General features: G+C 72.0%; 24 protein-coding genes. 5 read left to right on the top strand and 19 right to left on the bottom strand.

The window, feature by feature from the left end:
* Both ABZ848_RS15160 and ABZ848_RS15155 read right to left on the bottom strand, forming a co-directional pair.
* Window positions 1-1,350: an extracellular solute-binding protein gene (locus tag ABZ848_RS15160; protein WP_360831036.1), complete on the bottom strand. Its 1,350-nt coding sequence runs from the start codon at window positions 1,348-1,350 to the stop codon at window positions 1-3.
* Between the two features lie 126 nt (window positions 1,351-1,476).
* Window positions 1,477-2,685, bottom strand: coding sequence for an ROK family transcriptional regulator (locus tag ABZ848_RS15155; RefSeq protein WP_360831033.1), 1,209 nt, complete (start codon window positions 2,683-2,685; stop codon window positions 1,477-1,479).
* Between the two features lie 334 nt (window positions 2,686-3,019).
* Here ABZ848_RS15155 and ABZ848_RS15150 point away from each other — a divergent pair, with 334 nt between their 5' ends.
* Window positions 3,020-3,799: a hypothetical protein gene (locus ABZ848_RS15150; protein WP_360831030.1), complete on the top strand. Its 780-nt coding sequence runs from the start codon at window positions 3,020-3,022 to the stop codon at window positions 3,797-3,799.
* 445 nt (window positions 3,800-4,244) lie between these two features.
* On the opposite strand, the gene ABZ848_RS15145 is transcribed toward ABZ848_RS15150, so the two are convergent.
* The 15 genes from ABZ848_RS15145 to ABZ848_RS15075 form a co-directional block, all read right to left on the bottom strand.
* Window positions 4,245-5,165 carry a sugar phosphate isomerase/epimerase gene (locus ABZ848_RS15145; protein ID WP_360831027.1) on the bottom strand — a complete coding sequence of 307 codons (921 nt, stop codon included), beginning with the start codon at window positions 5,163-5,165 and terminating at the stop codon, window positions 4,245-4,247.
* The gene (locus ABZ848_RS15140; RefSeq protein ID WP_360831024.1) at window positions 5,162-6,319 is read right to left on the bottom strand and encodes a Gfo/Idh/MocA family oxidoreductase; all 1,158 of its coding nucleotides are present in this window, start codon (window positions 6,317-6,319) and stop codon (window positions 5,162-5,164) included. Before ABZ848_RS15140 ends, ABZ848_RS15145 begins: the two co-directional genes overlap by 4 nt.
* Before the next feature lie 147 nt (window positions 6,320-6,466).
* Entirely contained in the window at window positions 6,467-7,261 is a 795-nt protein-coding gene (locus ABZ848_RS15135; protein WP_360831021.1) for an alpha/beta fold hydrolase, read from the bottom strand.
* Window positions 7,262-7,293: 32 nt separating this feature from the next.
* Window positions 7,294-8,319, bottom strand: coding sequence for a 4-hydroxy-2-oxovalerate aldolase (dmpG, locus tag ABZ848_RS15130; protein WP_360831018.1), 1,026 nt, complete (start codon window positions 8,317-8,319; stop codon window positions 7,294-7,296).
* The gene (locus ABZ848_RS15125; protein WP_360831015.1) at window positions 8,316-9,254 is read right to left on the bottom strand and encodes an acetaldehyde dehydrogenase (acetylating); all 939 of its coding nucleotides are present in this window, start codon (window positions 9,252-9,254) and stop codon (window positions 8,316-8,318) included. Before ABZ848_RS15125 ends, dmpG begins: the two co-directional genes overlap by 4 nt.
* Window positions 9,251-10,081 carry a fumarylacetoacetate hydrolase family protein gene (locus tag ABZ848_RS15120; RefSeq protein ID WP_360831013.1) on the bottom strand — a complete coding sequence of 277 codons (831 nt, stop codon included), beginning with the start codon at window positions 10,079-10,081 and terminating at the stop codon, window positions 9,251-9,253. Before ABZ848_RS15120 ends, ABZ848_RS15125 begins: the two co-directional genes overlap by 4 nt.
* Entirely contained in the window at window positions 10,078-10,398 is a 321-nt protein-coding gene (gene fdxA / locus ABZ848_RS15115; RefSeq protein WP_360831010.1) for a ferredoxin, read from the bottom strand. The genes ABZ848_RS15120 and fdxA overlap by 4 nt, the downstream gene beginning before the upstream one ends.
* 1 nt (window position 10,399) lies before the next feature.
* On the bottom strand, window positions 10,400-11,422 hold the full coding sequence (locus ABZ848_RS15110; protein ID WP_360831007.1) for an NAD(P)/FAD-dependent oxidoreductase: 1,023 nt from the start codon (window positions 11,420-11,422) through the stop codon (window positions 10,400-10,402).
* A gap of 34 nt (window positions 11,423-11,456) precedes the next feature.
* Window positions 11,457-11,873, bottom strand: coding sequence for an acyl dehydratase (locus ABZ848_RS15105; protein WP_360831004.1), 417 nt, complete (start codon window positions 11,871-11,873; stop codon window positions 11,457-11,459).
* Window positions 11,870-12,376, bottom strand: coding sequence for a MaoC family dehydratase N-terminal domain-containing protein (locus ABZ848_RS15100; RefSeq protein WP_360831001.1), 507 nt, complete (start codon window positions 12,374-12,376; stop codon window positions 11,870-11,872). The genes ABZ848_RS15105 and ABZ848_RS15100 overlap by 4 nt, the downstream gene beginning before the upstream one ends.
* A complete protein-coding gene (locus ABZ848_RS15095; protein WP_360830998.1) occupies window positions 12,373-13,206 on the bottom strand; it encodes an IclR family transcriptional regulator in 834 nt (277 codons plus the stop codon). Before ABZ848_RS15095 ends, ABZ848_RS15100 begins: the two co-directional genes overlap by 4 nt.
* Before the next feature lie 117 nt (window positions 13,207-13,323).
* Window positions 13,324-14,184 (bottom strand): alpha/beta fold hydrolase, encoded by an 861-nt coding sequence (locus tag ABZ848_RS15090; RefSeq protein ID WP_360830995.1) that lies wholly within the window; start codon window positions 14,182-14,184, stop codon window positions 13,324-13,326.
* Window positions 14,181-15,161, bottom strand: a complete 981-nt coding sequence (locus ABZ848_RS15085; RefSeq protein WP_360830992.1) for a catechol 1,2-dioxygenase — start codon at window positions 15,159-15,161, stop codon at window positions 14,181-14,183. The genes ABZ848_RS15090 and ABZ848_RS15085 overlap by 4 nt, the downstream gene beginning before the upstream one ends.
* A complete protein-coding gene (locus ABZ848_RS15080; RefSeq protein ID WP_360830988.1) occupies window positions 15,158-16,480 on the bottom strand; it encodes a deacylase in 1,323 nt (440 codons plus the stop codon). Before ABZ848_RS15080 ends, ABZ848_RS15085 begins: the two co-directional genes overlap by 4 nt.
* A gap of 115 nt (window positions 16,481-16,595) precedes the next feature.
* On the bottom strand, window positions 16,596-17,807 hold the full coding sequence (locus ABZ848_RS15075; RefSeq protein ID WP_360830985.1) for a Rieske 2Fe-2S domain-containing protein: 1,212 nt from the start codon (window positions 17,805-17,807) through the stop codon (window positions 16,596-16,598).
* Window positions 17,808-18,081: 274 nt separating this feature from the next.
* Between ABZ848_RS15075 and ABZ848_RS15070 the strand changes: the two genes are divergently transcribed.
* Window positions 18,082-19,032 carry a zinc-binding alcohol dehydrogenase family protein gene (locus ABZ848_RS15070; protein WP_360830982.1) on the top strand — a complete coding sequence of 317 codons (951 nt, stop codon included), beginning with the start codon at window positions 18,082-18,084 and terminating at the stop codon, window positions 19,030-19,032.
* Window positions 19,033-19,038: 6 nt separating this feature from the next.
* On the opposite strand, the gene ABZ848_RS15065 is transcribed toward ABZ848_RS15070, so the two are convergent.
* On the bottom strand, window positions 19,039-19,416 hold the full coding sequence (locus tag ABZ848_RS15065; RefSeq protein WP_360830979.1) for an acyl dehydratase: 378 nt from the start codon (window positions 19,414-19,416) through the stop codon (window positions 19,039-19,041).
* Window positions 19,413-19,904, bottom strand: a complete 492-nt coding sequence (locus ABZ848_RS15060; RefSeq protein ID WP_360830976.1) for a MaoC family dehydratase N-terminal domain-containing protein — start codon at window positions 19,902-19,904, stop codon at window positions 19,413-19,415. Before ABZ848_RS15060 ends, ABZ848_RS15065 begins: the two co-directional genes overlap by 4 nt.
* A gap of 102 nt (window positions 19,905-20,006) precedes the next feature.
* Here ABZ848_RS15060 and ABZ848_RS15055 point away from each other — a divergent pair, with 102 nt between their 5' ends.
* The 3 genes from ABZ848_RS15055 to ABZ848_RS15045 form a co-directional block, all read left to right on the top strand.
* Window positions 20,007-20,873, top strand: a complete 867-nt coding sequence (locus tag ABZ848_RS15055; protein ID WP_360830973.1) for an alpha/beta hydrolase — start codon at window positions 20,007-20,009, stop codon at window positions 20,871-20,873.
* A 19-nt stretch (window positions 20,874-20,892) separates the two neighbouring features.
* On the top strand, window positions 20,893-23,223 hold the full coding sequence (locus ABZ848_RS15050; protein WP_360830971.1) for a CoA transferase: 2,331 nt from the start codon (window positions 20,893-20,895) through the stop codon (window positions 23,221-23,223).
* A partial coding sequence (locus ABZ848_RS15045) for an AMP-binding protein (protein WP_360830968.1) occupies window positions 23,220-23,691 on the top strand: 472 nt, incomplete at its 3' end. The genes ABZ848_RS15050 and ABZ848_RS15045, both read left to right, overlap by 4 nt.

Below are 23,691 nucleotides of genomic sequence, written 5' to 3'. Positions count from 1 at the left end.
CTACTGCCCGCTCTGGGAGTTGAGGTCGTCGATCTTCTTCCCGACGCCTGCCAGCCCGCTCGCGGCGCTCTTCACCTTGCCCTGCTCGAAGTCGAGGAGGAACGCCCGCCAGGTGTCCATGTCCTCGATGCCCGCCGGGGTGAGCGTCTTGTAGGTGGAGTCCTTGTTCTCGAAGACGTCGACGAACGGCTTCCAGTGCGGGTCGCTCCGCTTGTCCCAGGCCTTGAGCGCGGCGAACGTGGTCGGGATGTTGTAGACCGTGTCCGCGAGGGTGTTGAGGAAGGTGGTGTCGGTGGTGAGCTGCTGGAGCGCGAAGAACGCCTCCTGCTTGTGCTGCGAGCCCGCCGACAGATAGGCGACCGTGCCGAGGGTGCTGCCCGCGCCGTAGGTGCCCGAGGACCCGTCGAGGACGGGCATCGGAACGACGCCGTAGTCGAAGTCCTTCTTCTCCGAGGCGATTTCACCGACGTGCCACTCGCCGTCGTACTCCATGGCCGCGGCGCCGGTCAGCAGCGGGTTGCCGGCGTCGTCGGCGTGCGGCTGGTAACGCCCCACGAACTTCTGGACGTTGGCCTCGCCGTAGTAGTCGATCAGTTCCTGGTCCCACTTCAGCAGCTGCTGCCACTTGGCGTCGGAGGCGAAGGTGGTCTTGCCGTCCTTGCCGTAGAACTCGGTGCCGCTGTGCGCGCCGGTGAACAGGTACCGGTTGACGTCGTAGTCGGAGCGGGGCACGAAGCCGTACGTCTTGATCGAGCCGTCGGCGTTCTTGACGGTCAACTTCTTCGCGTCGGCGGTCAGTTCGGCGAGGGTGGTGGGCGCCTTGGTGATGCCGGCCGCCTTGAACATCTGCTTGTTGTAGTAGAGCGCGAAGGCGTCGGTGAGCAGCGGCAGCGCGCACTGCTTGCCCTGGTAGCGGGTGTAGGCGAGGGTCGCGGCCGGGAAGGTCTTCGCCGTGTCGATCTTGGCCGACTTCAGGTACGGGCCGACGTCGGCGACCGTGCCGTTGTAGCAGAACTTCGCCACGTTGTCGGGTGCCGAGCTGATGAAGACGTCGGGGGGATCGCCCGCGGCGACCGCCTTGGCGTAGGCGGCGTCGTCCTTGTTGGGGACGAACTTCACGGTCAGCCAGGGGTACTTGGTGTGCAGCCGGTTCAGGGTGGCCTTGAACGCGGCCACCTCGTTCGGCAGGTGGTTGAACGTCCAGACGGTGACCGTGGTGGGCGCGTGCGAGGCGCCCGCGGATATGGCGGTGTCGGGTTCTGACGACGAGGGCCCGGTGGATGTACAGCCGGCCAGCAGCAGCACTCCGGCGGCCGTGGCGGAGACGGCCCCGGTGATAGGTTTGAACACTGATCGTCCTTCCTCGGAGACGGGATTCCCTGGGTGACGGATCGGTCGTCGGTCGACGGGCACGGCAATGCGCGGCGACCAGGAGCGGCGGCGCTGTCCGGCAAGACGGCGTCGCCGCGGTGTTTCTCAGGACAGAGCGGACGGCTCCGCCTGTGACACGGGAGTGGTGGCGGCGGCGAAGGCGGCCTCGCGGGCCAGCTCCGCCGACATGGTGGTCGCCCCGGTGAGCACGGCGTCCTTGCCGAGCCCGGAGGCGACGATCGGCGGCCGGAACGTACTGAAATCGGCCAGATGGCGGGCGACCGGTTCAAGCAGCAGATCGCCGTTGGCGCCGATGGCGCCGCCCAGCACGATGAGCGCCGGGTCGATGAGGGGTACGACGCAGGCCACCACGTAGGCGACGCTGCGCGCGGTGTCGTCCACGATCGCCAGCGCGCCGGGGTCGCCGGCGCGGGCGAGGTCGAAGACGGCACGCGGGCTGCCGTCGCCGGGCAGTCCGAGCCGCGCCGCCTCAGCGCTGATGTAGCGGGCGCCGAGGTGTTCCTGCACGGGGTCCCGGCGCTGTCCGGCCGGCGCGATCATCCGGTCGCTGGGGAGGTAGCCGGCCTCACCGGCGACGCCCGTGGCGCCCCGGCGGACCCGCCCGTCCACCACGAGCCCGAGACCGAGCCCGACACCGAGGCTGACCAGCACGAAGTCGTCGGTCTCGGCGCCGCGGCCGTGGGTGCGCTCGGCGAGGGCGGCGAGATTGACGTCGTTCTCCAGGACCAGCGGCACGGGGATCGCCCGGCCGAGCGCCTCGCCGAGCCCCTCCCCCGCGTCGGGAAGGCCCGTGGTGTACGACAGTTGACGCCCGTCCGGGCCGACGGCGGCCGGCAGCCCGGCGACGACCTGGGTGATCTCCTCCAGCGGCCGCCCGACCCGCCCGGCCAGCCCGACGCACATGTCGAGGATCTGCCCGACGAAGGCCGCGGCCCCCTGTTCCCCGTGCTGCTCCGACTCGACCCGCGCCCGGACCCGGCCGGTGACGTCGGCGACCGCGGCACGGATCCTGCGGTGACCGACGTCCACGCCGATCGCGAAGGCGCAGTCGGCGTTGACCCGGTACTGGGCCGGCGCCGGGCCCTTGCGGCCGGTCGCCGGGCCCACCTCGGTGATCACCCCGCGCTCCAGCAACAGCCCGACGGCGGCGGCCACGGTGGGCCTCGACAGCGGGATCCGCCCGGCCAGGTCGGTGGTCGTGACGGGCCCCGCCTCGTCGATCGCCTCCAGCACGGCCCGCCCGTTGAGCGAACGCAGCAACCCCTGGGGGCCTGCTGGATAACGGCGGGTCACGGTGGCCTCACCTCGGCGTCGGCAGTCGGCAGCTTCTCGACAGGCGCTTGTAAGAAAGAAAGTTGCTTATTTATACGCGCACGCCTGACCGGAATCAACCCTCCGAAGCCCTTCCGCCTGACGGCAGGCCCCTTGTCTCCCTGTGGCCGCCGTCACGAATCTGAGTGCGACCACGGCAAGCGGGGCGAGGGCGCCCCGCTCTGAGGGACGGTTTTCTGACCTGCGCTTGCGAAGACCTTCAGGTGGCCGTCCTGGAGGGAACCGCCAGTGCACACCGCGTAAAGGATCCTGACCACGTAGCCTCTCCTGGCACGCACACGACAAGGGGAGGATCATGAGGGGCAGAACGGCCTGGGCCACGGCAGGTGGGGCGACCGCCCTGGTGCTCACGCTGGCGACCGCGGCTCACGCGGAGGGGCGGGGCGACATCCGGGTGGTGAAGACCGTCGTCAACGGCGGCGGCAACGTCATCGTGGGCACGGCGAAGACGATCCGCTACCCCATCGACATCACCATCAAGGACGACTCGGGGGTGAAGGGGCTCACCGACCTCAGCACCTTCAACAAGACGAACGCCTACACCTTCGCCACCTGGGACGGCGACTCGACCTGCACGAAGAAGAGCGCCACCACATCGGTGTGCCGAGCCATGATGACCATCGACCCCACCTGGATCGCCGACAGCGACGACATCGATACCAACAAGGTCGCCGGCATCTGGCAGGTCAACGCCACAGTCAAGGCGAACGACGGCGACTACTGGATCTCCGACCACATCGCCGAGTACAAGGTCAAGCGAGCCGCGCAACTCACCACGGTGATCGCACCGGAGAAGGCCGTCAAGGGCGCCCAGGTCACCGTCAGCGGCAAGCTGTCGCGGGCCAACTGGGAAGACCGGAAGTACCACGGGTTCACCGGGCAGCAGGTCAAACTCCAGTTCAAGAAGAAAGGCGCCGCTCACTACAGCACGGTCAAGACCGTGACGACGGGCGACGCCGGAAAACTGACCACCAAGGTGACCGTCACCTCGGCAGGCAGATGGCGCTGGTACTTCCCCGGCACCACGACCACCTCGCTGAAGGTGTCGACCGGCGACACCCTCGACCTCAAGTAACCGCCGCCCGACGTCTGCGAATTCGCCACCTGGAGCTCACGGTTCCGGAACTCGTAAGAACTGCCCCAGTGGTTGTCCTACTGCTTGAACACACAGCGTGTGGGAAGCGTGGAGTGGGCCGGGCTGACTCTTTCGAGGTGGCGGTGCCGGCGGAACGGCACCTGTTCGCCCTGATCGACACCGGTCCTGAGATCGAGGAGCCGTTCGGGTGCGGGTGTGGGTTGGGGCCGCAGGGAGTGAGCAGTCAGCCGGGGAAGGGCCCAGACAACCACCCCGCCCGCGCACTGCTCACGTCCGGCGCGGAGACCTTGCCCTGACCCTTGGCCGCTCCTTCCTTCGTCGTACTGACGGACTCACGACCCCGGATGTCCCGATGTCCCGCTTCCGCGCCGTCCGTCGGAACGCCGGGGCGTGCTTCCTCGGGACCGCGGAGCTTCGTGGTGCGTCAGGTCACGATCAGTGGCCGCAGTGTCCGGTGGGCGATCTCCAGCCCCGTTTTCACCTTCTCCTCGGTCCCGCCCCACAGAGGGTCCTCGTGCTCGACGGAGAGTGTGCCGGTGAAGCCGTGCTCGTACAGCGCGTCCACCACCGCGTTCCAGTCGACCTGGCCGCGCCCAGGGACCCGGTAGCGCCACCAGCCGGTGTCCCACGGGTCCTCGCGCCGTACCGCCTTGCCGAAGAAGCCGTAGCGGTCGACCCGGCCGGGCAGGATCTCGATGTCCTTGGCCTGGGCGTGCACGATGCGGTGGGCGTACGGGGCGATGGTCGCCACCGGGTCGACGCCGATCCAGGTCAGGTGCGAGGGGTCCCAGTTGAGGTACAGGCCCAGGTCGGACATCCATTCCCACAGCTCCGGCGAGTAGGCGAGGTTGCCGGGGTAGCCGTCGGGGTGCCAGCCCTCCATCACGCAGTTCTCGATGATGATCTTCACGCCGCGTTCGCCCGCGTAGTCGACCAGCTCGGGGAAGACCTTGTCGGCCTCCTCCAGGTTCGCGGCGACCGGCCGGGTCCAGTCCCGGCCCACGAACGTGCCGACGTACGGCACCGCGAGCGCGGCCGCGGCGTCGACGACCGCCCTGAGGTGGGCGTGGATGCCGGCCCGACGCTCGGGGTCGGGGTGCAGGTTGTTCTCGTAGTAGGCGAGGGCGGAGATCTCCAGGCGGTGGCGCTCCAGCAGCGCCCGCGTCTCGTCGGCGGCGCGCGCGTCGAAGGCGGCCACCGGCAGGTGCGACGCCTCGAAGTCACGGCCGCCGACGACCGGCCAGGCCGCGACTTCCAGCGCTTCGTAGCCGGCCTGGGAGGCCCATCGCGCGATCTCGGCGAGGGACAGCCGGGGCAGACAAGCGGTGAGCATGCCGAGTTTCACGGGGTGACCTCCTGGTCGCGCGGGGTGTCGGTTACGTCGGTCCATGCCAGCGAGTCGGCCGAGCGCAGCACCGCCTCGACGATGCGCGCCGAGCGGAGTCCGTCCGCGCCGGTCGGCAGGCCCTCGGGCGCGTGTCCGCTCCGTATCGTCGTGTAGGCGTCGGCGACGAACGACGTGAAGCAGTCGGCGTAGCCCTGCGCATGGCCTGCGGGCAGCCGCGACAGGCGGCGCTGCTCGGCTGAGCCCCGCTGCGGGTCGCGTACGACGATCCGCGCGCCGTCCTGCCCGCCGAGCCATGCCGTCTCCGGCTGTTCCTGGTCGAAGACGGCGCTGGCCCGCGCGCCGTCCAGTTCGAACCACAGGCGGTTCTTGCGTCCCGCCGAGACCTGGGACACCGTCAGCGTTCCCAGTACGCCGTCGGTCGTGCGCAAGAGGGTCGTGGCGACGTCCTCGGTGCGCACCGGGACGCGCGGGCCGTGGACGGCGGTCGAGAAGCTGCTGCCGGTCCCGGCCGGCCGGGAGGCAACGGTGGTGCCCAGGCGTGCCGACACCTCCGCGAACCGGACGCCGGCCACCCACTCGACCAGGTCGCACCAGTGCGAGCCGATGTCCGCGAACGCCCGCGAGGGCCCGCCCTCGTCCGGATCCACCCGCCACGAGGAGACGTCCTGCGACAGCATCCAGTCCTGCAGATAGCTGCCGTGGAGCAACTGCCAGGCGCCGAAGTCACCGCGCAGCCGACGGTCCCGGATCTCCCGTACGAGCGGGTGGTAGCGGTAGACGAAGGGCACGGCCAGGAGCAGACCGGCCCGTTCGGCCAGCGCGGTCAGCCGTTCGGCGTCCGCGGCCGAGGTCGCCAGCGGCTTCTCGCAGATCACGTGCTTGCCCGCCCGCAGCGCGGCCTCCGTCTGCGGGACGTGGAGCGCGTTCGGCGTGCACACGTGCACCACCTGGACGCTCTCGTCGGCCAGCACCGCGGCGAAGTCGGGATGCCTGCCCGGCACTCCCCACTCCTCGGCGGCCTGCGCGCTGCGCCGGGCCGTCGACGCGACCATGCCGGCGAGTTCACCTCCGGCGGCGCGGATCGCCGTGGCGTGTACGGCCCCGATCATGCCGGTGCCGACCACCACCGCGCGCAGCCCATTCCTCACCATGCACCTCCGTCGTCATGTCCACAGCGCGAGCCTGCGCCCGGCAAGTGCGCAGGCCAAGGCGCGGGTTCCGGAGAACGGACCGCCGCAGGAAGCCGTAGCCGCACCCGAGGGCGCGCGTGGTGTCCGTGAAGGTGTTCCGGGACCGGCTCACCCTCCCGCCACCCATTCCAGAACCACCCTCGCGAACTCCCCGGGAAGCTGCTCCGGGGCGGGCACGTGCCCGCCCGGCAGCACCCGGGTCTCACAGCCCAGCGCCGCGGCGAACTTCTCCAGGGACGGCAGGGAGTAGTGGTCGCCGGGGGCGCAGACGGCGAGGGTGCGCGTGGTGATGTGCGGCAGCCTTCGGAGCATCTCGTAGGCCCGGACGGCCCGGTGGCCCTCCTCCGCGCGGTTCAGGACGGTCAGCGCGTCGATCACGTACCGGGTCAGCGCGGCCTCCTGGCCCTCCTCGTAGAAAGCGCGTCGCCTGTTCCACAGGTCGACGAGGTGGGAGCCGTCGGGCCGGGGGTCCACCTGGTCGACGGGCTTGCGCCGCGCGGCCGTTCGCCGTTTCTCGTCGTCGACGAAGGAGGTGGCGGACAGCAGGAGGCTCGCGACCCGGTCCGGCATTCGGGCGGCGAGTTCGACCGCGATCACCCCGCCGGTGTGGTGGCCCACGAGGTGGAAGCGGTCCAGGCCGAGCGCGTCGGCCAACTCCTGTGCGGCGTCGGCGAATCGCTCGATGGTGTGCGGCTCCTCGGGTTTCGCCGAGGCGCCGAAACCCAGGGTGTCCATGGCGATCGCCCGGTGTTCCGCACCGACCAGGGGCAGTACGTCGAGGTACTCGGTCCAGGAGCGGGGCGTCTGGTGGAGCATCAGCACCGGCTCACCCGTGCCGCATTCGACGTAGTGCAACTGGCCGAAGGAGCTGGGTACATAGCCTTTGCGCAGCGGGGCCGTCATCGGCGGCCTGCCTTCGGAACTCCGTCGCGTGCTCACCCCCGTCGCTCCCCCGCCAGGTCCAGAGCGATGTCCGTGATCATGTCCTCCTGGCCGCCGACCATGCCGCGTCGGCCGACCTCGACGAGGATGGTGCGGGTGTCCAGGCCGTAGCGGGCGGCGGCGGTCTCGGCGTGGCGCAGGAAGCTGGAGTAGACGCCCGCGTAGCCGAGCGTCAGGGTCTCGCGGTCGACCCGCACCGGCCGGTCCTGGAGCGGCCGGACCAGGTCGTCGGCGGCGTCCATGAGAGGGAACAGGTCGCAGCCGTGCTTCCAGCCCATCAGGTCGGCGACGGCGACGAACCCTTCGAGGGGGCAGTTGCCCGCCCCCGCACCCTGCCCGGCCAGCGAGGCGTCGACGCGGGTGACGCCGTTCTCGACGGCGACCACGCTGTTGGCGATGCCGAGCCCGAGGTTGTGGTGGGCGTGGATGCCGAGTTCGGTGGCCGGGTCGAGGGTGTCGCGGTAGGCGCGGACGCGGTCGCGGACGCCGTCCATGGTCAGGCGGCCGCCGGAGTCGGTGACGTAGACACAGTGCGCGCCGTAGGACTCCATCAGGGCGGCCTGGCGGGCGAGTTCGGCCGGTTCCGCCAGGTGGGACATCATCAGGAAGCCCGCCACGTCCATGCCCAACTCCCGTGCGGCGGCGATGTGCTGGGCGGAGATGTCGGCCTCGGTGCAGTGGGTGGCGACGCGTACGGAGCGGATGCCCAGGGCGTGGGCCTGCTTGAGGTCGTGCAGCGTGCCGATGCCGGGCAGCAGCAGGGTGGTGGGGATGGCCTGGTGTACGGCGTCGCAGACCGCCTCGATCCACTCCCAGTCGGTGTGGGCGCCGACGCCGTAGGTGATGCTGGAGCCGGACAGGCCGTCGCCGTGCGCGATCTCGATCGCGCGCACACCGGCCGCGTCCAGTGCGGCGGCGATGGTGCGGGCCTGCTCGCGGGTGTAGCGGTGCCGGACGGCGTGCATGCCGTCCCGCAGGGTGACGTCCTGGACGTACAGGCGGGACTTCGGGCCGGTCATCGGGCTGCCACCTTCGAGGCTATGCGTTCCGCGGTGCGCAGCGCGGCCGAGGTCATGATGTCGAGGTTGCCGGCGTAGGCGGGCAGATAGTGGGCGGCGCCCTCCACTTCGAGGAAGGCGGACACCTTCACGGGTGCGGAGCCGACGGGTGCCAGGGTCCGCACGGGGTCGTCGGGGGCGATCCGGTCGAACTGCACCCGCTGCTTGAGGCGGTAGCCGGGCACATACGCCTGGACGCGGCCCACCATGGCCTCGATGGACGCGGTGACGGCGTCCTCGTCGCACTCCGAGACCAGGCAGTGCACGGTGTCCCGCATGATCAGCGGCGGTTCCGCGGGGTTCAGGACGATGATCGCCTTGCCCTGCCGGGCACCGCCGACCTGCTGGATCGCCGACGCGGTGGTCTCGGTGAACTCGTCGATGTTGGCCCGGGTGCCGGGGCCGGCCGAGCGGGAGGCGATGGACGCGACGATCTCCGCGTAGTGCACGGGGGTCACGGCCGATACGGCGGCGACGACCGGGATGGTGGCCTGGCCGCCACAGGTCACCATGTTCAGGTTCGGGGCGTCGAGATGGGCGGTCAGGTTGACCGGTGGGACGACGTAGGGGCCGATGGCCGCCGGGGTGAGGTCGACCACGGTGCGGCCCAGCGCGCGCAGCACCTCGTCGTGGCGGCGGTGGGCGCCCGCCGACGTGGCGTCGAAGACGACGTCCACGTCGGCGAACTCGTCGAGGGCGACCAGCCCGTCCACGCCCTCGTGGGTGGTGGCGACCTTCAGGCGACGGGCGCGGGCCAGTCCGTCGGAGTCCGGATCGATCCCGGCCATCGCGGCCATCTCCAGGGTCGGCGACAGCCGCAGCACCTTGATCATGAGATCGGTGCCGATGTTGCCCGAGCCGATGACGGCGACCTTGGTGCGGGGCGTGTCCTTCACGGCCTGTCTCCTTCCGTCGCCTTCGCGCACTCGTCCTCGGTCTCGCTCGCGAACTCCACCGAGACGCCGCCGAGTCGGCTGATGCGCGCCTCGAACCTGTCGCCGGGGGCGGCCGCCGCCATCGGTCCCAGCGCGCCGGTCAGCACGACGTCTCCGGCGCGCAGCGGATCGCCCATCGCGGCGAGCGTCGACGCGAGCCAGGTGGCGGCGTTGAGCGGACCGCCGAGGCAGTCGGCGCCGGTTCCCTCGGAGACCGGATCACCGCCCCGAGTCATGGTCATCCGTACGCCGCGCAGGTCCAGGCCCGACAGCGGTACGGGGGCGGTGCCGAGGACGAACAGGCCGCTGGAGGCGTTGTCGGCGACGGTGTCGACGATGGTGATGTCCCAGTCGGCGATACGGCTGTCCACGATCTCCAGTGCGGGCAACGCGAAGTCGGTCGCGCGCAGCACGTCCACCACGGTGCAGTCGCGGTGCGGGAGTCCGGCACCGAGGACGAGGGCGACCTCGGCCTCCACCTTGGGCTGCAGCAGCCGCCCGGCCTGCACCCGGCCCCCGTCAGGGATGGTCATGTCCGCGAACAGGGTGCCGAAGTCCGGCTGGTCGACGCCGAGTTGGGCCTGAACGGCGGGCGAGGTCAGGCCGGTCTTGCGGCCGACGATCCGCCGCCCGGCGGCCACGCCGCGCTCGATGTTCGTCCGCTGCACCTCGTACGCCGAGCGGATGTCGCCTGTGGCGAGAAGGGAACGCACGGGCGGGCACGGGGAGTTGGTCCGTGCGGCCTCGTGCAGCACTTCGGCTGCCTTGATCACCTCGGGAGTGCTCATCGGGCGCTCACCAGCGGGGTGTCGACGCCCACCGGACCGAGGCCGGCCGCTCCTCCGGGTGCGCCCAGGGGTTCCGTACGGCCGGGCAGGGGCTCCTCGAAGAAGCGCTTGCCGTCGGCCCGGAACTCGGGGGCGGCGAGCCGGTCGACGGTGATCGCCTGCTCGGGGCAGGCCGTCTCGCAGGCGCCGCAGTCGATGCACTCGGCGGGGTTGATGTAGAGCTTGCGCTCGCCCTCGTAGATGCAGTCGACGGGGCACTCCTCGACGCAGGAGCGGTCCATGATGTCGACGCAGCCCGCTCCGATGACGTAGGCCATGTCAGTTCTCCTTCTCGGTCGAGTGCCCGGGGAACAGCGCGGCCTCGGGGTCGATGACGGTGGCCGCGTTGTTCACGGCGGTGGCGACCTCGCCGAAGCCGACGGCGATCAGGCGCACCTTGCCGGGGTAGTCGGTGATGTCACCGGCGGCGAAGACCCGGGGCAGGTTGGTGGCCATGCGGGTGTCGACGGTGATGCGGCGGGCGGTGAGTTCGAGCCCCCAGTGCTGGAGGGGGCCGAGGTCGGCGACGAAGCCGAGGGCCGCGACCACGGTCCGGGCGGGGAGTTCGCGGGTGGCCCCGGTGGTGCGGTGGCGCACTTCGACCCGCTCGACGTGGGTGGTGCCGTGCAGGGCGCTGACCTCGGTGTCGGTGATGACTTCGACGCCGAGCCCGCGGACCTTCTCCACGCTCGCGCGGTGGGCGCGGAAGCGCGCGGTGCGGTGCACGAGCCGGACGGACCGGGCGAGGGGGGCGAGGACCGCGGCCCAGTCGAAGGCGCTGTCGCCGCCGCCGACGACCACCACGTCGTGGCCGGTGTGCTCGGCGGGGTCGGGGACGAAGTAGACCTGGCCGCGCCCCAGGAACTCCTCGCCGGCCGGGAGCGGCCGGGGGGTGAAGGTGCCGACCCCGCCGGTGACGACCACCGCCCCGGCGCGGACCAGGGCTCCCTGGTCGCTGCGCACGACCGGGCGGCGATCGGAGTCGTACGTGAGTTCGGCGGCGCGGTGGCCGAGGAGGTGGCGCGGGCCGTACGGCTCCGCCTGCGCGACCAGGTTCGCCACCAGGTCGCGGCCGCGGACCGCCGGGAACCCGGCGATGTCGAAGATCGGCTTCTCGGGGTACATGGCGCTGATCTGGCCGCCCGCCTGGGGCAGCACGTCCATGACGGTGACGCTCAGTCCGCGGAAGCCCGCGTAGTAGGCGCCGTACAGACCTGCGGGGCCGGCACCGATGATCAGGATGTCCGTCTCGATCGTGCCGGACTCGTCCGTGCTCGTCGGCACGTCGGGGAGAACGCTCATGGCCCGGAGCGTAGGAGCGGGCCGGCGTCCGGCCCTACGGAATCGTTCCGGTGAACAGGACGACCTCCCCGGTGACGCAGGGGACGCCGTCCTCCTTGAGGACGCGGACGTCGAGCGTCACCCGGGTGCCCGTGTCGCCGGGCTCCGCGGAGGCGACCGTGGCGGTCCAGGTGAGCGGCTCGCCGGCCACCGCGGTGGCGCGGTTGCGCCAGCTCACGGACTCCAGGACGGCCCCGGGACCGGCCCAGTCGAGCGCGTGCCGGGTGAGCGTCTCGCCGTGCAGGGTGGACTGCACTACGACACCGGGGAACCCCTCGGAGGCGGCGAACCCGGCGTCGTAGTGGATGCGATGGGCGTTCCAGGACACGGCGCTGAACCGGAACAGCTGCACGGGGGTGTGCAGGTACGAGCGCGGCGGGCAGACCTGCCCCGCCGAGGGGGCGGCGGTCACGGGGCCTCCAGTACGACGATCGTCTCGTCCATCGCCATCAGTTCGGCGCCGTCCGGCGCGGTGAAGCGGGTGGTGACGCCCAGCAGGACGAAGTCGCCGCCGCGCCCTCGGCGCCGGTCGGCCGACATCAGGGCCCGTGAGGCGGTCACCCGGGTGCCGGCGACCGGGGCGCGCGCGAGCCGCACGGACTGGCCGCCGTGCACCTGGCGCACGGGCAGGCCCCGGGTGCAGGGGGACTCCCGGGCGGCCAGGCCGTCCGGGCGCAGGTCGTCCTCGGCGGGGCCGTCCTGCCAGCTCATCGTCCCGGCGAGGAAGAGCGCGGGCGCTACGACCTCCTCCCCCGCGGCCTCCCGCGCCCGGGCCCGCCGGACGTAGTCGAGGTCGTTGAGGGCGGCCGCGTACCGGCAGAAGTCCTTCACGGCGAGCACTCCGCAGTCCTCCCTCTCCCAGGCGCCGACCAGCGCGCCGGCCCGGGCGAGGACCTCGTCGAGCACGTCGCTCACCGCAGGGACCTGGTGATGCCGAGGGTGGCGGCCCGCAGGGCCACGGCGTGGCCGGAGACGTCCATCCGGTAGGTGGGCGCGGTGATGGACAGCGCGCCCACCAGCGTGGACTGCCGGCTGAAGACGGGCACGGCCATGCTCGTGTAGCCGAGGCGGATCTCCTCCGCCTCGGTCGCCACGCCCTCGGCACGGATCCGCTCCAGCTGGGCCCGCAGCCGGCCCGGCGAGGTGACCGTGTGCCGGGTGAGCGGTTTCATCCCGTTCCTGACCACCTCGGCGAAGAGCGAGCCCGGCGAGTGGGCCAGGATCGCCTTGCCGGTGGCGGTGCAGTACAGCGGCAGCCGGCCGGCGACCCGGGACTCCTCGTTCAGGCCCCGGTGCGGAAGGATCTTCTCCAGGTACACCACGTCGAGGCTGTCGTGGATGGCGAAGTGGATGGTCTCCTGCGTGGCCAGCAGGAGGTCCTCCATGTACGGCTGGACGACCTCGCGCAGGATCCGCTGCCGGTGCACCCGCTGGCCGATCTCGAAGAGTCTCAGGCCCAGCCGGTAGTCGCAGCCCGACCGTTCCAGCAGTCCCCAGACGACCAGTTCCTGCGCGAGCCGGTGCACGGTCGCCTTGGCCACCCCGGTCCGGCGCACCAGCTCCGCCAGGGACAGGGCGTCGTCCTCGACGGTGAACGCCTCCAGGATCGGCCTGACCTTGCCGAGGACCGAGTTCATGGGGTCGGGACCGGAGGTCTCGGCCCGCGGGATGAGGGAACCCCGGGCGAGGGCCGGCGCGGATTCGTCCGGAGTGGTGTCGGCGCGGCCGACCGTGGTGGTGGTCATGGGCGGAACCTCCCGGTCAGTCCGTGGTCATGCGGAAAACGGAATCACGTGCCCCGCGATCGGGCCAGAGGCTGGGGCGAATCGGTCCGGTGGACGCGGGTGAGAAACGCCTCTCCGTCAGCCGGCCGCGCCGAGAAACTCCAGGCTCAGCGGGTTGTACACCTCGGCCTTCTCGTGCTGCGGCCAGTGCCCGCACCCGCTGAAGACCTCCAGCCGGGCGCCGGGGATCGCGGCGGCGATGGCCTCGCCCTCCGGAACGTCCCCGAACGGGTTCTTGTTGGCCCACACCACCAGCGTGGGCGCCTTGATCCGGGCCATGCGGTCGGGCCGCAGCAGGTTGCGCTCGCGCCGGTCGACCTCCTGGAGGGCCAGCAGGTTGTGCAGGTTCCGCTGGAACTCCGGCTGGTGGTAGATCTCGTAACGGACCCGGGTCAGCTCCTCGCCGAGGTCCTCGTCCCACTCCGCCCACAGCAGCCGCAGCCGCTCGCGGGTGAGGGAGATGTCGTCCTCCAGGGCGGCGGCCCTGGTCGAGGTCTTCAGCCGCTCCATCACCTGCGGGTTGATCTTCGTGCCGCCCATGCAGAGGAGTTGCAGGGAGGCGACGCGGTCCGGGTGCTCGCTCGCCGCCCAGGACGCCACCCAGCCGCCGAGCGACTCGCCGACCAGGTGGGCCCGCTCGGCGCCGACGGCGTCCAGGTAGGCGAGCAGGTGCTCGACGTAGGCGGGGATCTCGCCGGGGCGGTCGGGCTTGTCGGTGTAGCCGTGGCCGAGCATGTCGATGGCGTGGACGCGGTACCCGGCGGCCGCGTGCGCCGGGACGTTCTTGACGAAGGCCTCCAGGTGGCCGGTGGTGCCGTGCAGGAACACCACGTGCTCGCCGTCCTCGGGACCGGCCTGGAGGGCCCGGGTGCGGACGCCGCCGGCGTCGACGTAGGCGTGGCGGTGGTCGGTGCCGGACAGCTCGGTCCAGATGCTCATGACTGCCTTTCGGGGGACGCGGGGGACGCAGGGCCTGCGGGGTCTGCGGGGTCGAGGACTGCGACGGCCATGCCGGTGAGCCACTCGGGCATCTCCTCGTAGGCCAGCCGGTGTCCGGGGGCGTGGCCGAGGGCGGCCGCCGTCAGCAGCCAGGTGCGGATCTCCTGGGCGCCGTTGCCGGCCCGCTTCTCCAGTTCCTCGGTGGTGAGGCCGGTGAGGCGGTGGGTCTCGCCGCGTTCCAGGAGGGTGAGGAACTCCTCGTCGAACTCCGGGGTGATCGCGGCCTCGGCGGCCCGGATGATCTCGCGCCGGCGGGCGTCGTAGTCCTGCCAGTTCTCCCGGCCGTTCAGCCAGGCGCCGACCATGAACTCCTCGTCGTCGCCGCGCGGGTCGCGCCAGTCCGGCCAGGGCAGCCGGTGCGAGAGGCCCCCGGAGCCGATCACGGCGACCCGCCGGTCCTCGGGGAGGGCGAGCAGCGTCTCCCGGATCGCCCGGCCGAGCCGCTCACAGCGCTCCAGGGTGGGCAGCGGGTGGGCGAAGACATTGACGACCAGCGGGACGATCTCCACGTCGAGGCCGTCCAGCAGGTACTGGATGGCGTGCGACTGGCCGTGGTCGATCTGGAGCCGGGCGGAGAAGGCGATGTCGAAGTCGTGGTGCTCGACGAGGGATTCGGCGAGGTGCCGGGCGAGCGGCACGTCGACCGGCTGCGGGCCCTTCGGGGTGCCGGACTCGCCGCTGGCCACGCACTCGCCGACGCCGATGGTGAAGCTCGGGATGAGGTCCAGCCAGAAGCCGCGGAAGTGGTTGGAGCCGACCAGGACCACCGTGTCGGGTCGGGCGGCGGCGAGCCGGTCGCGGGCCTCGGTCAGGGCGTCGCGGAAGCGTTCGGCGCGGTCCTGGTGGAGGGTCTGGTCCCAGTGGGTGTTCATCAGCGTGCTGTGCGACGCGCCGACACCCAGGACGATCTCGGTCATGCCGGTTCTCCGGTGGTCTCTGTGCGGGTACGGGTGACGGTGTCGACGGCCGTACGGATCAGGTGGCGGGTCAGCTTCTCCATGGCCCGCACGGAGACGGTGTTCATCCCGCGCGCGAAGTCGATCTCGAAGGGGGCCTCTGCCTGCGGGACCTTCGGCATGCCGACGCGGACCGTGGGGATGCCGCGGCCGCGCAGGATGTTGGCGTCGGTGGCCCCGCTGTTGCCGCGGATCACCTCGTGCTCCCGGCCCTCGAAGGCCTCCCAGGCGGCGGTCGCGGCCCGGCCGATCCAGCTGTCCGGGTCGGTGCGGGTGCCGGGGATCGCGAGGACCATTTCGGCGGTGACCCGGCCGGGGAGCTTCTCCAGGGCCGCGAGGAACTCCCTCTTCACGCGCATCGGCGAGGTGCCGGGGGCGATCCGCAGATCCACCGTCAGGGTGCAGGAGGCCGGGGTGATCGCGGCCGTCCGGGGCCAGCCGCCGCGCACGGAGGCGACGACGCCCTGCGGGGCGACCGTGCCGCCGGTGTGCCGCTCGGCGTACCCGGCGAACCACTCCTCCAGGTACCGGGCGGCCTCCCCGGCGCGGGCGACGGCGTTGTCGTACGGCAGCCGGTGGCGGGAGCCGACGTAGGTGTGGGTGCCGTGGACGGTGACCTCGAACCAGAGCAGGCCGACCTCGTCCCAGGAGACCGTCCAGCCGGGCTTGGCGATGACCGCGTAGTCCGTCCACACGCCCTGTTCCAGGAGGAACGAACAGCCCACGCCCTGACCAGTGTTGAACCTCGTGGCGCCCGGGCGGGCGTTGGTGGGCATGCCGCCCGCGCCGAACGCCGCGACCAGGTCGCCGGTGAGCGGGACACCGGCGCGGGCGATCGCCTCGGCGGCCATCATCACGCAGGCCGCGTGGCCCTTGGGGTTGGAGGCGCCGAGGCCGACGACCAGGTCGTCGTGGACGGTGGCCCGCGGCCGCATGTCGTCCCGCAACTCCGGGCCGATCCACGGGAGATCCTCGCTCTCCTCGCCCACGGTCAGCGTGTCGATGGGGGCGTAGAGCATGAGGTCGGGGCCGGTGCCGTCGCCGTCGAGGCGGGCCCAGGCGTTGGCCTGGCGGTCGTCGAGGGGCTGAACCGCCGTACGGGGCACGGTCGTTGCGAGCGTGGCGGCGATGTGCCGGGCCAGCGGGCCCTCGTCGCCCGTCGGGCTCGGGATGTCGACGAGGCCGGTGATCAGTTCGGTCAGCCGGTCGGGGGTGACGTGCCGCCAGGCCTCCGTGACCCAGGCGGCGCGTCGTTCGTCCAGGCCGGCCAGGGCGTTCACTGGTTGATCCTGTGGACCTGCGTCATGGTGGTGCGCTCGAAATGCCGCTTGGCCAGCGGCAGCCCGATCGCCAGAGCGGCTCCGGCCAGCAGGGTGAACAGGGTACGGCGCATGCTCACGCCTCCTTCTGTGCAGGGGAGTTGCCGCCCGAAACGCCCGAAGCACCCGTCGCGGCGAGCTTCTTGCCGTACTCCTCCTCGCTGAGGTTCCGCCAGGAGGTCAGCGAGACGTCGGGGCGGTAGAGCTTCTCCGGAGGCGCGTCGGTGACGTCGACCATCCAGGCGTCCTGGCCCGAGAACTGGCCGTGGAACAGCCAGCGGATCGCGCCCAGGTACTTGGCGTAGAAGCGCAGGGTCGACCAGCCCTCGGTGAAGTTGACCATCACGCCGACGTAGTTGTGGTGGTCGGCGTCGACGGGGACGTAGAACTCGTAGTGGATGAAGTTGGGGTAGACGATCCGCAGCACGCCCGGCATGGACAGGGAGGCGAAGCCGGGGAAGTCCTGGGCCTCGATCGTCGGGTCGACCGAGTCGGCCTTACCGGTGTTGCCGATGTTGAAGGTCTCCTTGGGCGGCCGCTTCTTCCACCATCGCTTGTTGGACCAGTGGCCCACGCCGGGGAAGTCGGCCTCCCAGTGCACCTCGTCCTGCACCCGGAAGATCCAGCGGCCCTTGGGCACGATCCGGGTGATGTTCCAGGTCGGCATGGGCTTGAAGAGCCGCCACAGGGCCGTGCGGTGCAGGTACTTGGCGTGGCCCTCGTCGAAGCCGTTCTCGCAGGCGAACCGCCAGTTGCCGCCGCGCGGTTCGATCCGGCCGCCCATCACGAAGGGGTTGTCGACCAGTTCCTCGGGGAGCTGGGAGTCGATGGGGTGGGGCTCCTCGTCGGCGACGGGGATGTACACCCACACCATGCCGAGGCGCTCCTCGACCGCGTACGTCCGGACGCTCACCTTGCCGGTCAGCCGGCAGCCGGGGCCGTCGGTGATGACCGCGGAGAGCTTGCCGGTGGGCAGGTCGAAGGTCCAGCCGTGGTAGGGGCAGCTGACCGTGCCGGGGAACTGCTGGTCGCCCTCGGAGAGCGGCACCCCCCGGTGGGGGCAGCGGTTGTGCAGGGCGTACGCCGTGCCGCCGTCCCGGATGAGCGTGATCTTCTCGCCGCAGACCGTGAAGGGCTTCGGCCTGCCGGTCAGGTGGCTGGACCAGGTGACCGGGTACCAGTAGCCGCGGAAGCCTTCGGCGGCGCCGTCGTAATGGGGCCATGAGGACCAGTCCTGCCGTCCGGGCGCGGACCGGGCTCTGGTCTTCGGGCCTTCACCCGTCGTCATCGTGCGTGACCTCCTGCTGCCGTCGGTGCGTGTCCCCGAGCTTCCGGTCACGGGCGGCGGGCGCCCACGAAACCGTTCCGCTGAGCAGACCGGCGCCGCCCTCGGCGGGCGTCCCGCTCAGCGGACCGCGGGTCGTGCGGGGCCTTCCGGGGGCGATCTACGGTGCGCGGGACACGCGCGTGCCGCGGATCGCGGCCTCCGGAGCCCCCCACCCGGCTCCCCGAGCCCCGCGTGAGCGCGGTCTTCCGAGCCCGCGTGGATACGGAGTGAAACTGTGAGCAGTGAGTCGAACGCCCTGGTCCTCGAACGGTTCGGGGAACTGCCCCGGCTCCTGGAGCGGCCCGTGCCGGACGCGCGCCCGGGCCACACCCTGGTGCGGATGCTGGCCGCGCAGGTCGGCCACCTCGATCTGAACATCGTGGACGGCAGGTTCGGGATCCTCCCCGACCTGCCCGCCGTGCCCGGCACCAACGGGGCCGGTCGCGTCCTCGCCTCCGACACCCACCCGGTGGGGAGCCTGGTCAGGATCAGCGGCAAGGGGCTCGGACTGCGCCGGGACGGCTGCTGGCGGAGCCACGCCCTGGTGCCGGACGCCACCGCGGTCCCGGTGCCCGAGGGCATGGATCCCGCGCTCGCCTGCGGTTTCGCCACCCCGGCCGGTACCGCCTGGGCGGCGGTGCACTCGGTGGCGGCCGTGCGGCCCCGCGAACGGGTCCTGGTCACCGGCGCGGCGGGGGCGGTCGGTTCGCTGGCCGTGCAGGTCGCGGCGCACGCCGGGGCCGAGGTGATCGGCGTGGTCGGACGGCCCGCGAAGCTCGACCGGGTCCCGGCCGCCGCGAAGGCGGTCCTGGCGGGCGAGTTGACGGCCGAGGCGATCGGCGGACCGGTCGACGTGGTCGTCGACACCGTGGGCGGGCCCGTCCTGAAGTCCGCGCTCGGCCTGGTCCGTCCGCGCGGCCGGGTCGCCCTGGTCGGCTACACCGCGGGACGTGAACTCACCGTCGACCTCGCCGACTTCCTGCTCGCCGACGTCTCGCTGCTGCCGGTGAACCTGATGACGCGGGGCCGCGAGGTCGCCGCCGACGTCGAGCGGATGCTGGCGGAACTGACGGCCGGGGAGCTGGAGTTGGCGGTCGAACGGCACCGGCCCGAGCAACTCGCGGACGCGGCACGGCGGTTGCGTACGGGGGCGGCGGTGGGTCTGGTGGTGCTGGACCTCTCCTGACGGGGTTCAGTCCCGGGCACGGTCCGGTACGACCACGGCGTGCCCCCGGCAGCACACGACACCGTCCGTGCGGTGCTCGACGAGATCCAGGGTGATCTCCCCGCTGCCGGGGTCCACGTCCCGTACCGTGCTCGTCACCGTGAGCCGGTCGCCGGGGTGCGCGGGCGCCCGGTTCTGCCAGGAGATCTCCCGCACCCGTCCCGCCGGCCCGGCGTGGGCCGCGGCCGCCCGGTACAGCAGACAGCCGTGCAGCTGGGCCATGACGACCGGCCCGGCCAGGCCCTCGGAGCGGGCGAAGTCGGTGTCGAAGTGGATGCGGTGCGTGTTGCGGGTGACCGCGCCGAAGCGCAGCAGCATGACTTCGTCGGGCACGAGTTCCGTCATCGGACGATGAACCTCTCCGTGACCTCGATCAGGGGCCCGCGCTCGGTGCCGTAGACCTTCTCGACGGTGATCAGCAGGAGATCGGGCCGCTTCCGCTCGACCGCCGTGACCGCACGGCGTACTTCGACACGGTCGCCGACCCGGACCTCCCCGATCCACCGCACCGCCTGCCCGCCCGCCATGAGCCGCACGTCGAGCCCGTCGGTGCCCGGCACCTCGTCGCGGTACATGCCGTCCGGTCTCAACTCGCCCGCGTCCGCGCCGGGTTCGGGCCGCAGCAGGCTGACGACGTACATGGGGTGGACGAAGAACGCGGGGTCCGCGGGATCGACCAGAACTGGCGCCGTGTCCCCGGCGGCCCGCGCGAACTCGGCCGCCGCCTCGGCCCGTACGACGCCCATCGAGCGCGTCTCCCAACGGCCCAGCAGCGCCCGCGCCCGGGTCTGCGCGAGATCCAGTACGGTCCGTTCCTCCACAAGATCCGACATGCCCCGACGCTAGGCCGGGCGCCGCCCGCGGAGCCACGGACCCGGACCGCTCAGCGGACCGTCCCGCTTGGTCCCGCCCGCCCCGCCCGGCACGATCCGCCCATGGATCTGATGGACATCAAGGCTCCCCCGCCGGGCGCATACGCGGAGGCGGACGGCGTCAAGTACCACTACATCGAGCTGGGTTCGGGCAGTCCCACGATCTTCCTGCACGGCGGCGGCCCCGGCTGCACCGGCTGGTCCGACTTCGGGCAGGTCGCCCCGCTGTTCGCCGCGGACCGCCGCTGCCTCCTGGTCGACATCCTCCAGTACGGGAAGTCGGCGAAACCCGTCATCGAGGGCCCCATGTGGGACTACCACGCGGCGAAGACCGTGGCCCTGATGGACACCCTGGGGATCGACCGGGCCGACTTCGTCTGCAACTCCTGGGGCGGCACCATCGCGCTGAACCTGGCCGCCAAGTACCCCGAGCGCGTACGGTCGTTGGTCGTCACCGGCAGCATGCCGGTCTTCTACGGCCCGCTCGCCCCGCTCCCGGAGGGCGGCCGCCGCGGCCGCAACGCCCGGGACGTCTACTACGGCGGCGACGGCCCGTCCCTCACCAAGATGCGCGCGCTGATGGCCCGTCTGGAGTGGTACGACCCCGAGGCCGTCCCCGAGGGCACGGCACGGCTGCGCTACGAGCAGAGCCTCGACCCCGAGGAGACCGCGCTCGCCGGCGCCTCGGACAACCCGCGCGGCGACTGGCAGGACCTGACCGCCGAACTCGGCGCGATCCGGGCGCCCGTGCTGTTCCTGTGGGGCATGCAGGACGCCTTCCTCACCCCCGACTACCCGCTGATGCTCGCCCGCATGATCCCCAAGGGGAACCTGCATGTGATGCACGAGGCCTCCCACCACCTCCAGGAGGAGCGGCCGTACGACTTCCACCGGGTGGTCGACGGTTTCCTGAACCAGCGGCACGGCTGACCCGAGGACAGGAGCACAGGTGAGCACAGCAGCGACCCCCCGGGTCGTCGAACTGACCAGTCCCTTCACCCGGTTCGCCGGCCGGCTGCTGGTCGGCATCGGTTACGAGGTCGTCCTGGCCGAACCGCCCGGGGGCGACCCCGGCCGCGGCGAGGACCCGGTCGGCTTCGCCCACTGGCACGCCGGGAAGCGCTCGGTGACCGTCTCGGGACCGGAGGAGGTGCGCCGCCTGCTCGCGGGCGCGGACATCCTCCTCGACGGGACGACCGACGGCACGACCGACGGCACGACCGGCGGCACCTCCGACGACACCTCCGACGGCACCTCCGGCGGCGTCGACACCACCGGCCTCGACCACCTCGTCCACGTCCGCGTCACCCCCTTCGGCCTGGTCGGCCCGCGCAGCGACTGGCAGGGCACCGACCTCGTCGTCGCCGCCCTCGGCGGGATGCTCGCGCAGGTCGGCGACCCCGACGGCCCGCCCCTGCATCTGCCGGAGAACCAGGCGGAGCACCTCGCGGGCGTCAACGCGGCGATCGCCGCCCTGCTGGGCCTTCGGGCGCGCCGGCGCGGCCCAGGACAGCTCGTCGACGTCTCCGCGCAGGCGTGCGTCGCCGCCGCCCTGGAGGCCGGCACCCTCGCCTATCTGCACGAGGACCGGGTGCCGCCCCGCCCCGGACGTGTGCACCCGCTGGTCCCGCACGGGCTGTTCCGGGCGGCCGACGGCCATCTGGGCGGCGGGCTCGGCGGCAGCCCCCGGATGTGGGACGCGCTGCTCGACTGGCTGTGCGAGCAGGGGGCGCAGGCGGACCTGACCGAGCCGCGCTGGCAGGACCCGGTCGAGCGCAAGAAACACCAGGAGCACGTCTTCAAGGTCGTCCAGGACTTCGTGAGCACCTGGCCGAAGGCCGAGTTCGCGGAGCGCGCCCAGGACCGGAAACTGCCGTGGGCCGCCGTGGACGTGCCGGCCGAGCTGCCCGACAACCCCCAGCTCGTCGCGCGGGGCTTCTTCACCGAGGTCGACGGCCGGACCGACCTGGGATTCCCGTTCGCGTTCCCCGAAGGCCACCGGATCAGGTCGCTCGGCACCCCCGCCCCCGGCCAGGACCAGGCCCTGCTCGCCGAGGAGCGCCAAGTCCCCGTCGGGGAGGGCGACTTCGGCGGCCCCGCCCTCGACGGCGTCCGCGTGCTCGACCTGACCTGGGTGCTCGCGGGGCCGTACTGCACGAAGGTGCTGGCCGACCACGGCGCCGACGTCATCAAGGTCGAGTCGGCGGGGCGGCCGGACCCCACCCGGTTCGCGCCCTTCATGCACCTCTCCCGCGGCCCCCACACGGACCCGAACACCAACGGCTACTTCAACGAGGTCAACCGCAACAAGCGCGGTATCGCCCTCGACACCCGCACCGACGACGGTGTCGCCGTCCTGCGCGACCTCATCGCGTCCGCGGACGTCCTCGTCGAGAACTTCAGCGCCTCGGTCATGACCCGGCTCGGCCTCGGCTACGACACCCTCCGCGAGATCAACCCGCGGCTCGTCTACGTGAGCATGTCCGGCATGGGCCACACCGGACCGCGGGCCGGCTGGGTGTCGTACGCCGACACCGTCTCGGCGAGTTCGGGGCTGACCGGACTGACCGGCTGGGGGCCGGGGGACGTGGTCGGGGTGATCTACGGCCACGGCGACATCGTGGCCGGGCTCCAGGCGGCGCTGGCCACCGTCGCCGCGCTGGAACACCGGGAGCGGACCGGCCACGGACAGCACGTCGACCTCTCCCAACTGGAGGCGATCGCGGCCCACATGGGCACCAGCCTGCTCACCGGGGCACGGTCCCCGATCGGCAACGCGCATCCGGTCTGGAGCCCGCAGGGGGTGTACCGGTGCCTGGGCGCGGACAACTGGCTTGCCCTCAGCGTCCGTTCGGACGACGAGTGGGCGGCCCTGTGCGGGGTGATCGGACGTCCGGACCTGGCGGCGACGGCCGACCGGAAGCGGCACAGCGGCCTGGTCGACGAGGCGATCGGCGCCTGGACCCGCACCCTTCCCGCCGACCTGGCCGCGGAGTTGCTGCAGGAGCGGGGCGTGCCGGCCGGGGCCGTGCGGGACGGGCGTCAACTGGTCGAGCACGACCCGCAGTTGCGGGCCCGCGGCTTCTACGTGCGCGCGGAGCACCCCGCCGCGGGCGCCTTCCTCCACGAGGGCCTGCCCATCCGGCTCACCCGCACCCCCGGTTCGATCCGCACCCCCGCGCCCCTGCTCGGCGCCGACACCGAGGAGGTGCTGCGCGAGGTGGCGGGGTACTCCCCCGAGCGGCTCGCCCACCTGTACGACACGGGGGCCCTGCGGTGAACCCCCGTACCGTGCCGGAGCTCGTCGAGGCCGCCGCCGGGCGGTTCGGCGACCGCCCCTTCCTGCGGATCGGCCGTACGACACGGACGTACGCCGAGACGCGGGCGGCCGCCGCCGGAATGGCCGGGGCGCTCGCGGCGCGGGGCTGCCGGCCGGGCGACCGGGTGGCGGCGCTGCTGGGAAACCGGGTCGAGCTGGTGGACCTGGTCCTCGGGTGCGCCTGGCTCGGCGCGGTCGTCGTACCGCTCAACACCGCCTTGCGCGGAGGGTCGTTGGAGCACGCCCTGCGGGAGGCACGGCCCCGATTCCTGTACGCCGAGGCGGAGTTGGCGGCGCGGGCGGTCGGGGCGGGGTACCGCGGGGAGGTGTGGACGCCGACCCCACCTCGCACCGAGCGAGAACGACACGGCCGCACTCCCGCTGCTCATCTTCGCCGTCACCGGCATGGGCGGCATCGGCAAGACGGCG

It is taken from the genome of Streptomyces sp. NPDC047081 (assembly GCF_040643775.1).
Taxonomy (GTDB): domain Bacteria; phylum Actinomycetota; class Actinomycetes; order Streptomycetales; family Streptomycetaceae; genus Streptomyces.
Note: the sequence above shows the minus strand (reverse complement) of the source record. Positions and strands in the feature narration are given on the sequence as shown.

What these genes read in the sequence shown, in the direction of transcription:
- ABZ848_RS15150 (WP_360831030.1), top strand. Translation starts at nt 3,020, where the DNA reads ATGAGGGGCAGAACGGCCTGGGCCACGGCAGGTGGGGCGACCGCCCTG.
- ABZ848_RS15140 (WP_360831024.1), bottom strand. Translation starts at nt 6,319, where the DNA reads ATGGTGAGGAATGGGCTGCGCGCGGTGGTGGTCGGCACCGGCATGATC.
- ABZ848_RS15135 (WP_360831021.1), bottom strand. Translation starts at nt 7,261, where the DNA reads ATGACGGCCCCGCTGCGCAAAGGCTATGTACCCAGCTCCTTCGGCCAG.
- dmpG (WP_360831018.1), bottom strand. Translation starts at nt 8,319, where the DNA reads ATGACCGGCCCGAAGTCCCGCCTGTACGTCCAGGACGTCACCCTGCGG.
- ABZ848_RS15120 (WP_360831013.1), bottom strand. Translation starts at nt 10,081, where the DNA reads ATGAGCACTCCCGAGGTGATCAAGGCAGCCGAAGTGCTGCACGAGGCC.
- fdxA (WP_360831010.1), bottom strand. Translation starts at nt 10,398, where the DNA reads ATGGCCTACGTCATCGGAGCGGGCTGCGTCGACATCATGGACCGCTCC.
- ABZ848_RS15110 (WP_360831007.1), bottom strand. Translation starts at nt 11,422, where the DNA reads ATGAGCGTTCTCCCCGACGTGCCGACGAGCACGGACGAGTCCGGCACG.
- ABZ848_RS15095 (WP_360830998.1), bottom strand. Translation starts at nt 13,206, where the DNA reads ATGACCACCACCACGGTCGGCCGCGCCGACACCACTCCGGACGAATCC.
- ABZ848_RS15090 (WP_360830995.1), bottom strand. Translation starts at nt 14,184, where the DNA reads ATGAGCATCTGGACCGAGCTGTCCGGCACCGACCACCGCCACGCCTAC.
- ABZ848_RS15085 (WP_360830992.1), bottom strand. Translation starts at nt 15,161, where the DNA reads ATGACCGAGATCGTCCTGGGTGTCGGCGCGTCGCACAGCACGCTGATG.
- ABZ848_RS15075 (WP_360830985.1), bottom strand. Translation starts at nt 17,807, where the DNA reads ATGACGACGGGTGAAGGCCCGAAGACCAGAGCCCGGTCCGCGCCCGGA.
- ABZ848_RS15065 (WP_360830979.1), bottom strand. Translation starts at nt 19,416, where the DNA reads ATGACGGAACTCGTGCCCGACGAAGTCATGCTGCTGCGCTTCGGCGCG.
- ABZ848_RS15060 (WP_360830976.1), bottom strand. Translation starts at nt 19,904, where the DNA reads ATGTCGGATCTTGTGGAGGAACGGACCGTACTGGATCTCGCGCAGACC.
- ABZ848_RS15055 (WP_360830973.1), top strand. Translation starts at nt 20,007, where the DNA reads ATGGATCTGATGGACATCAAGGCTCCCCCGCCGGGCGCATACGCGGAG.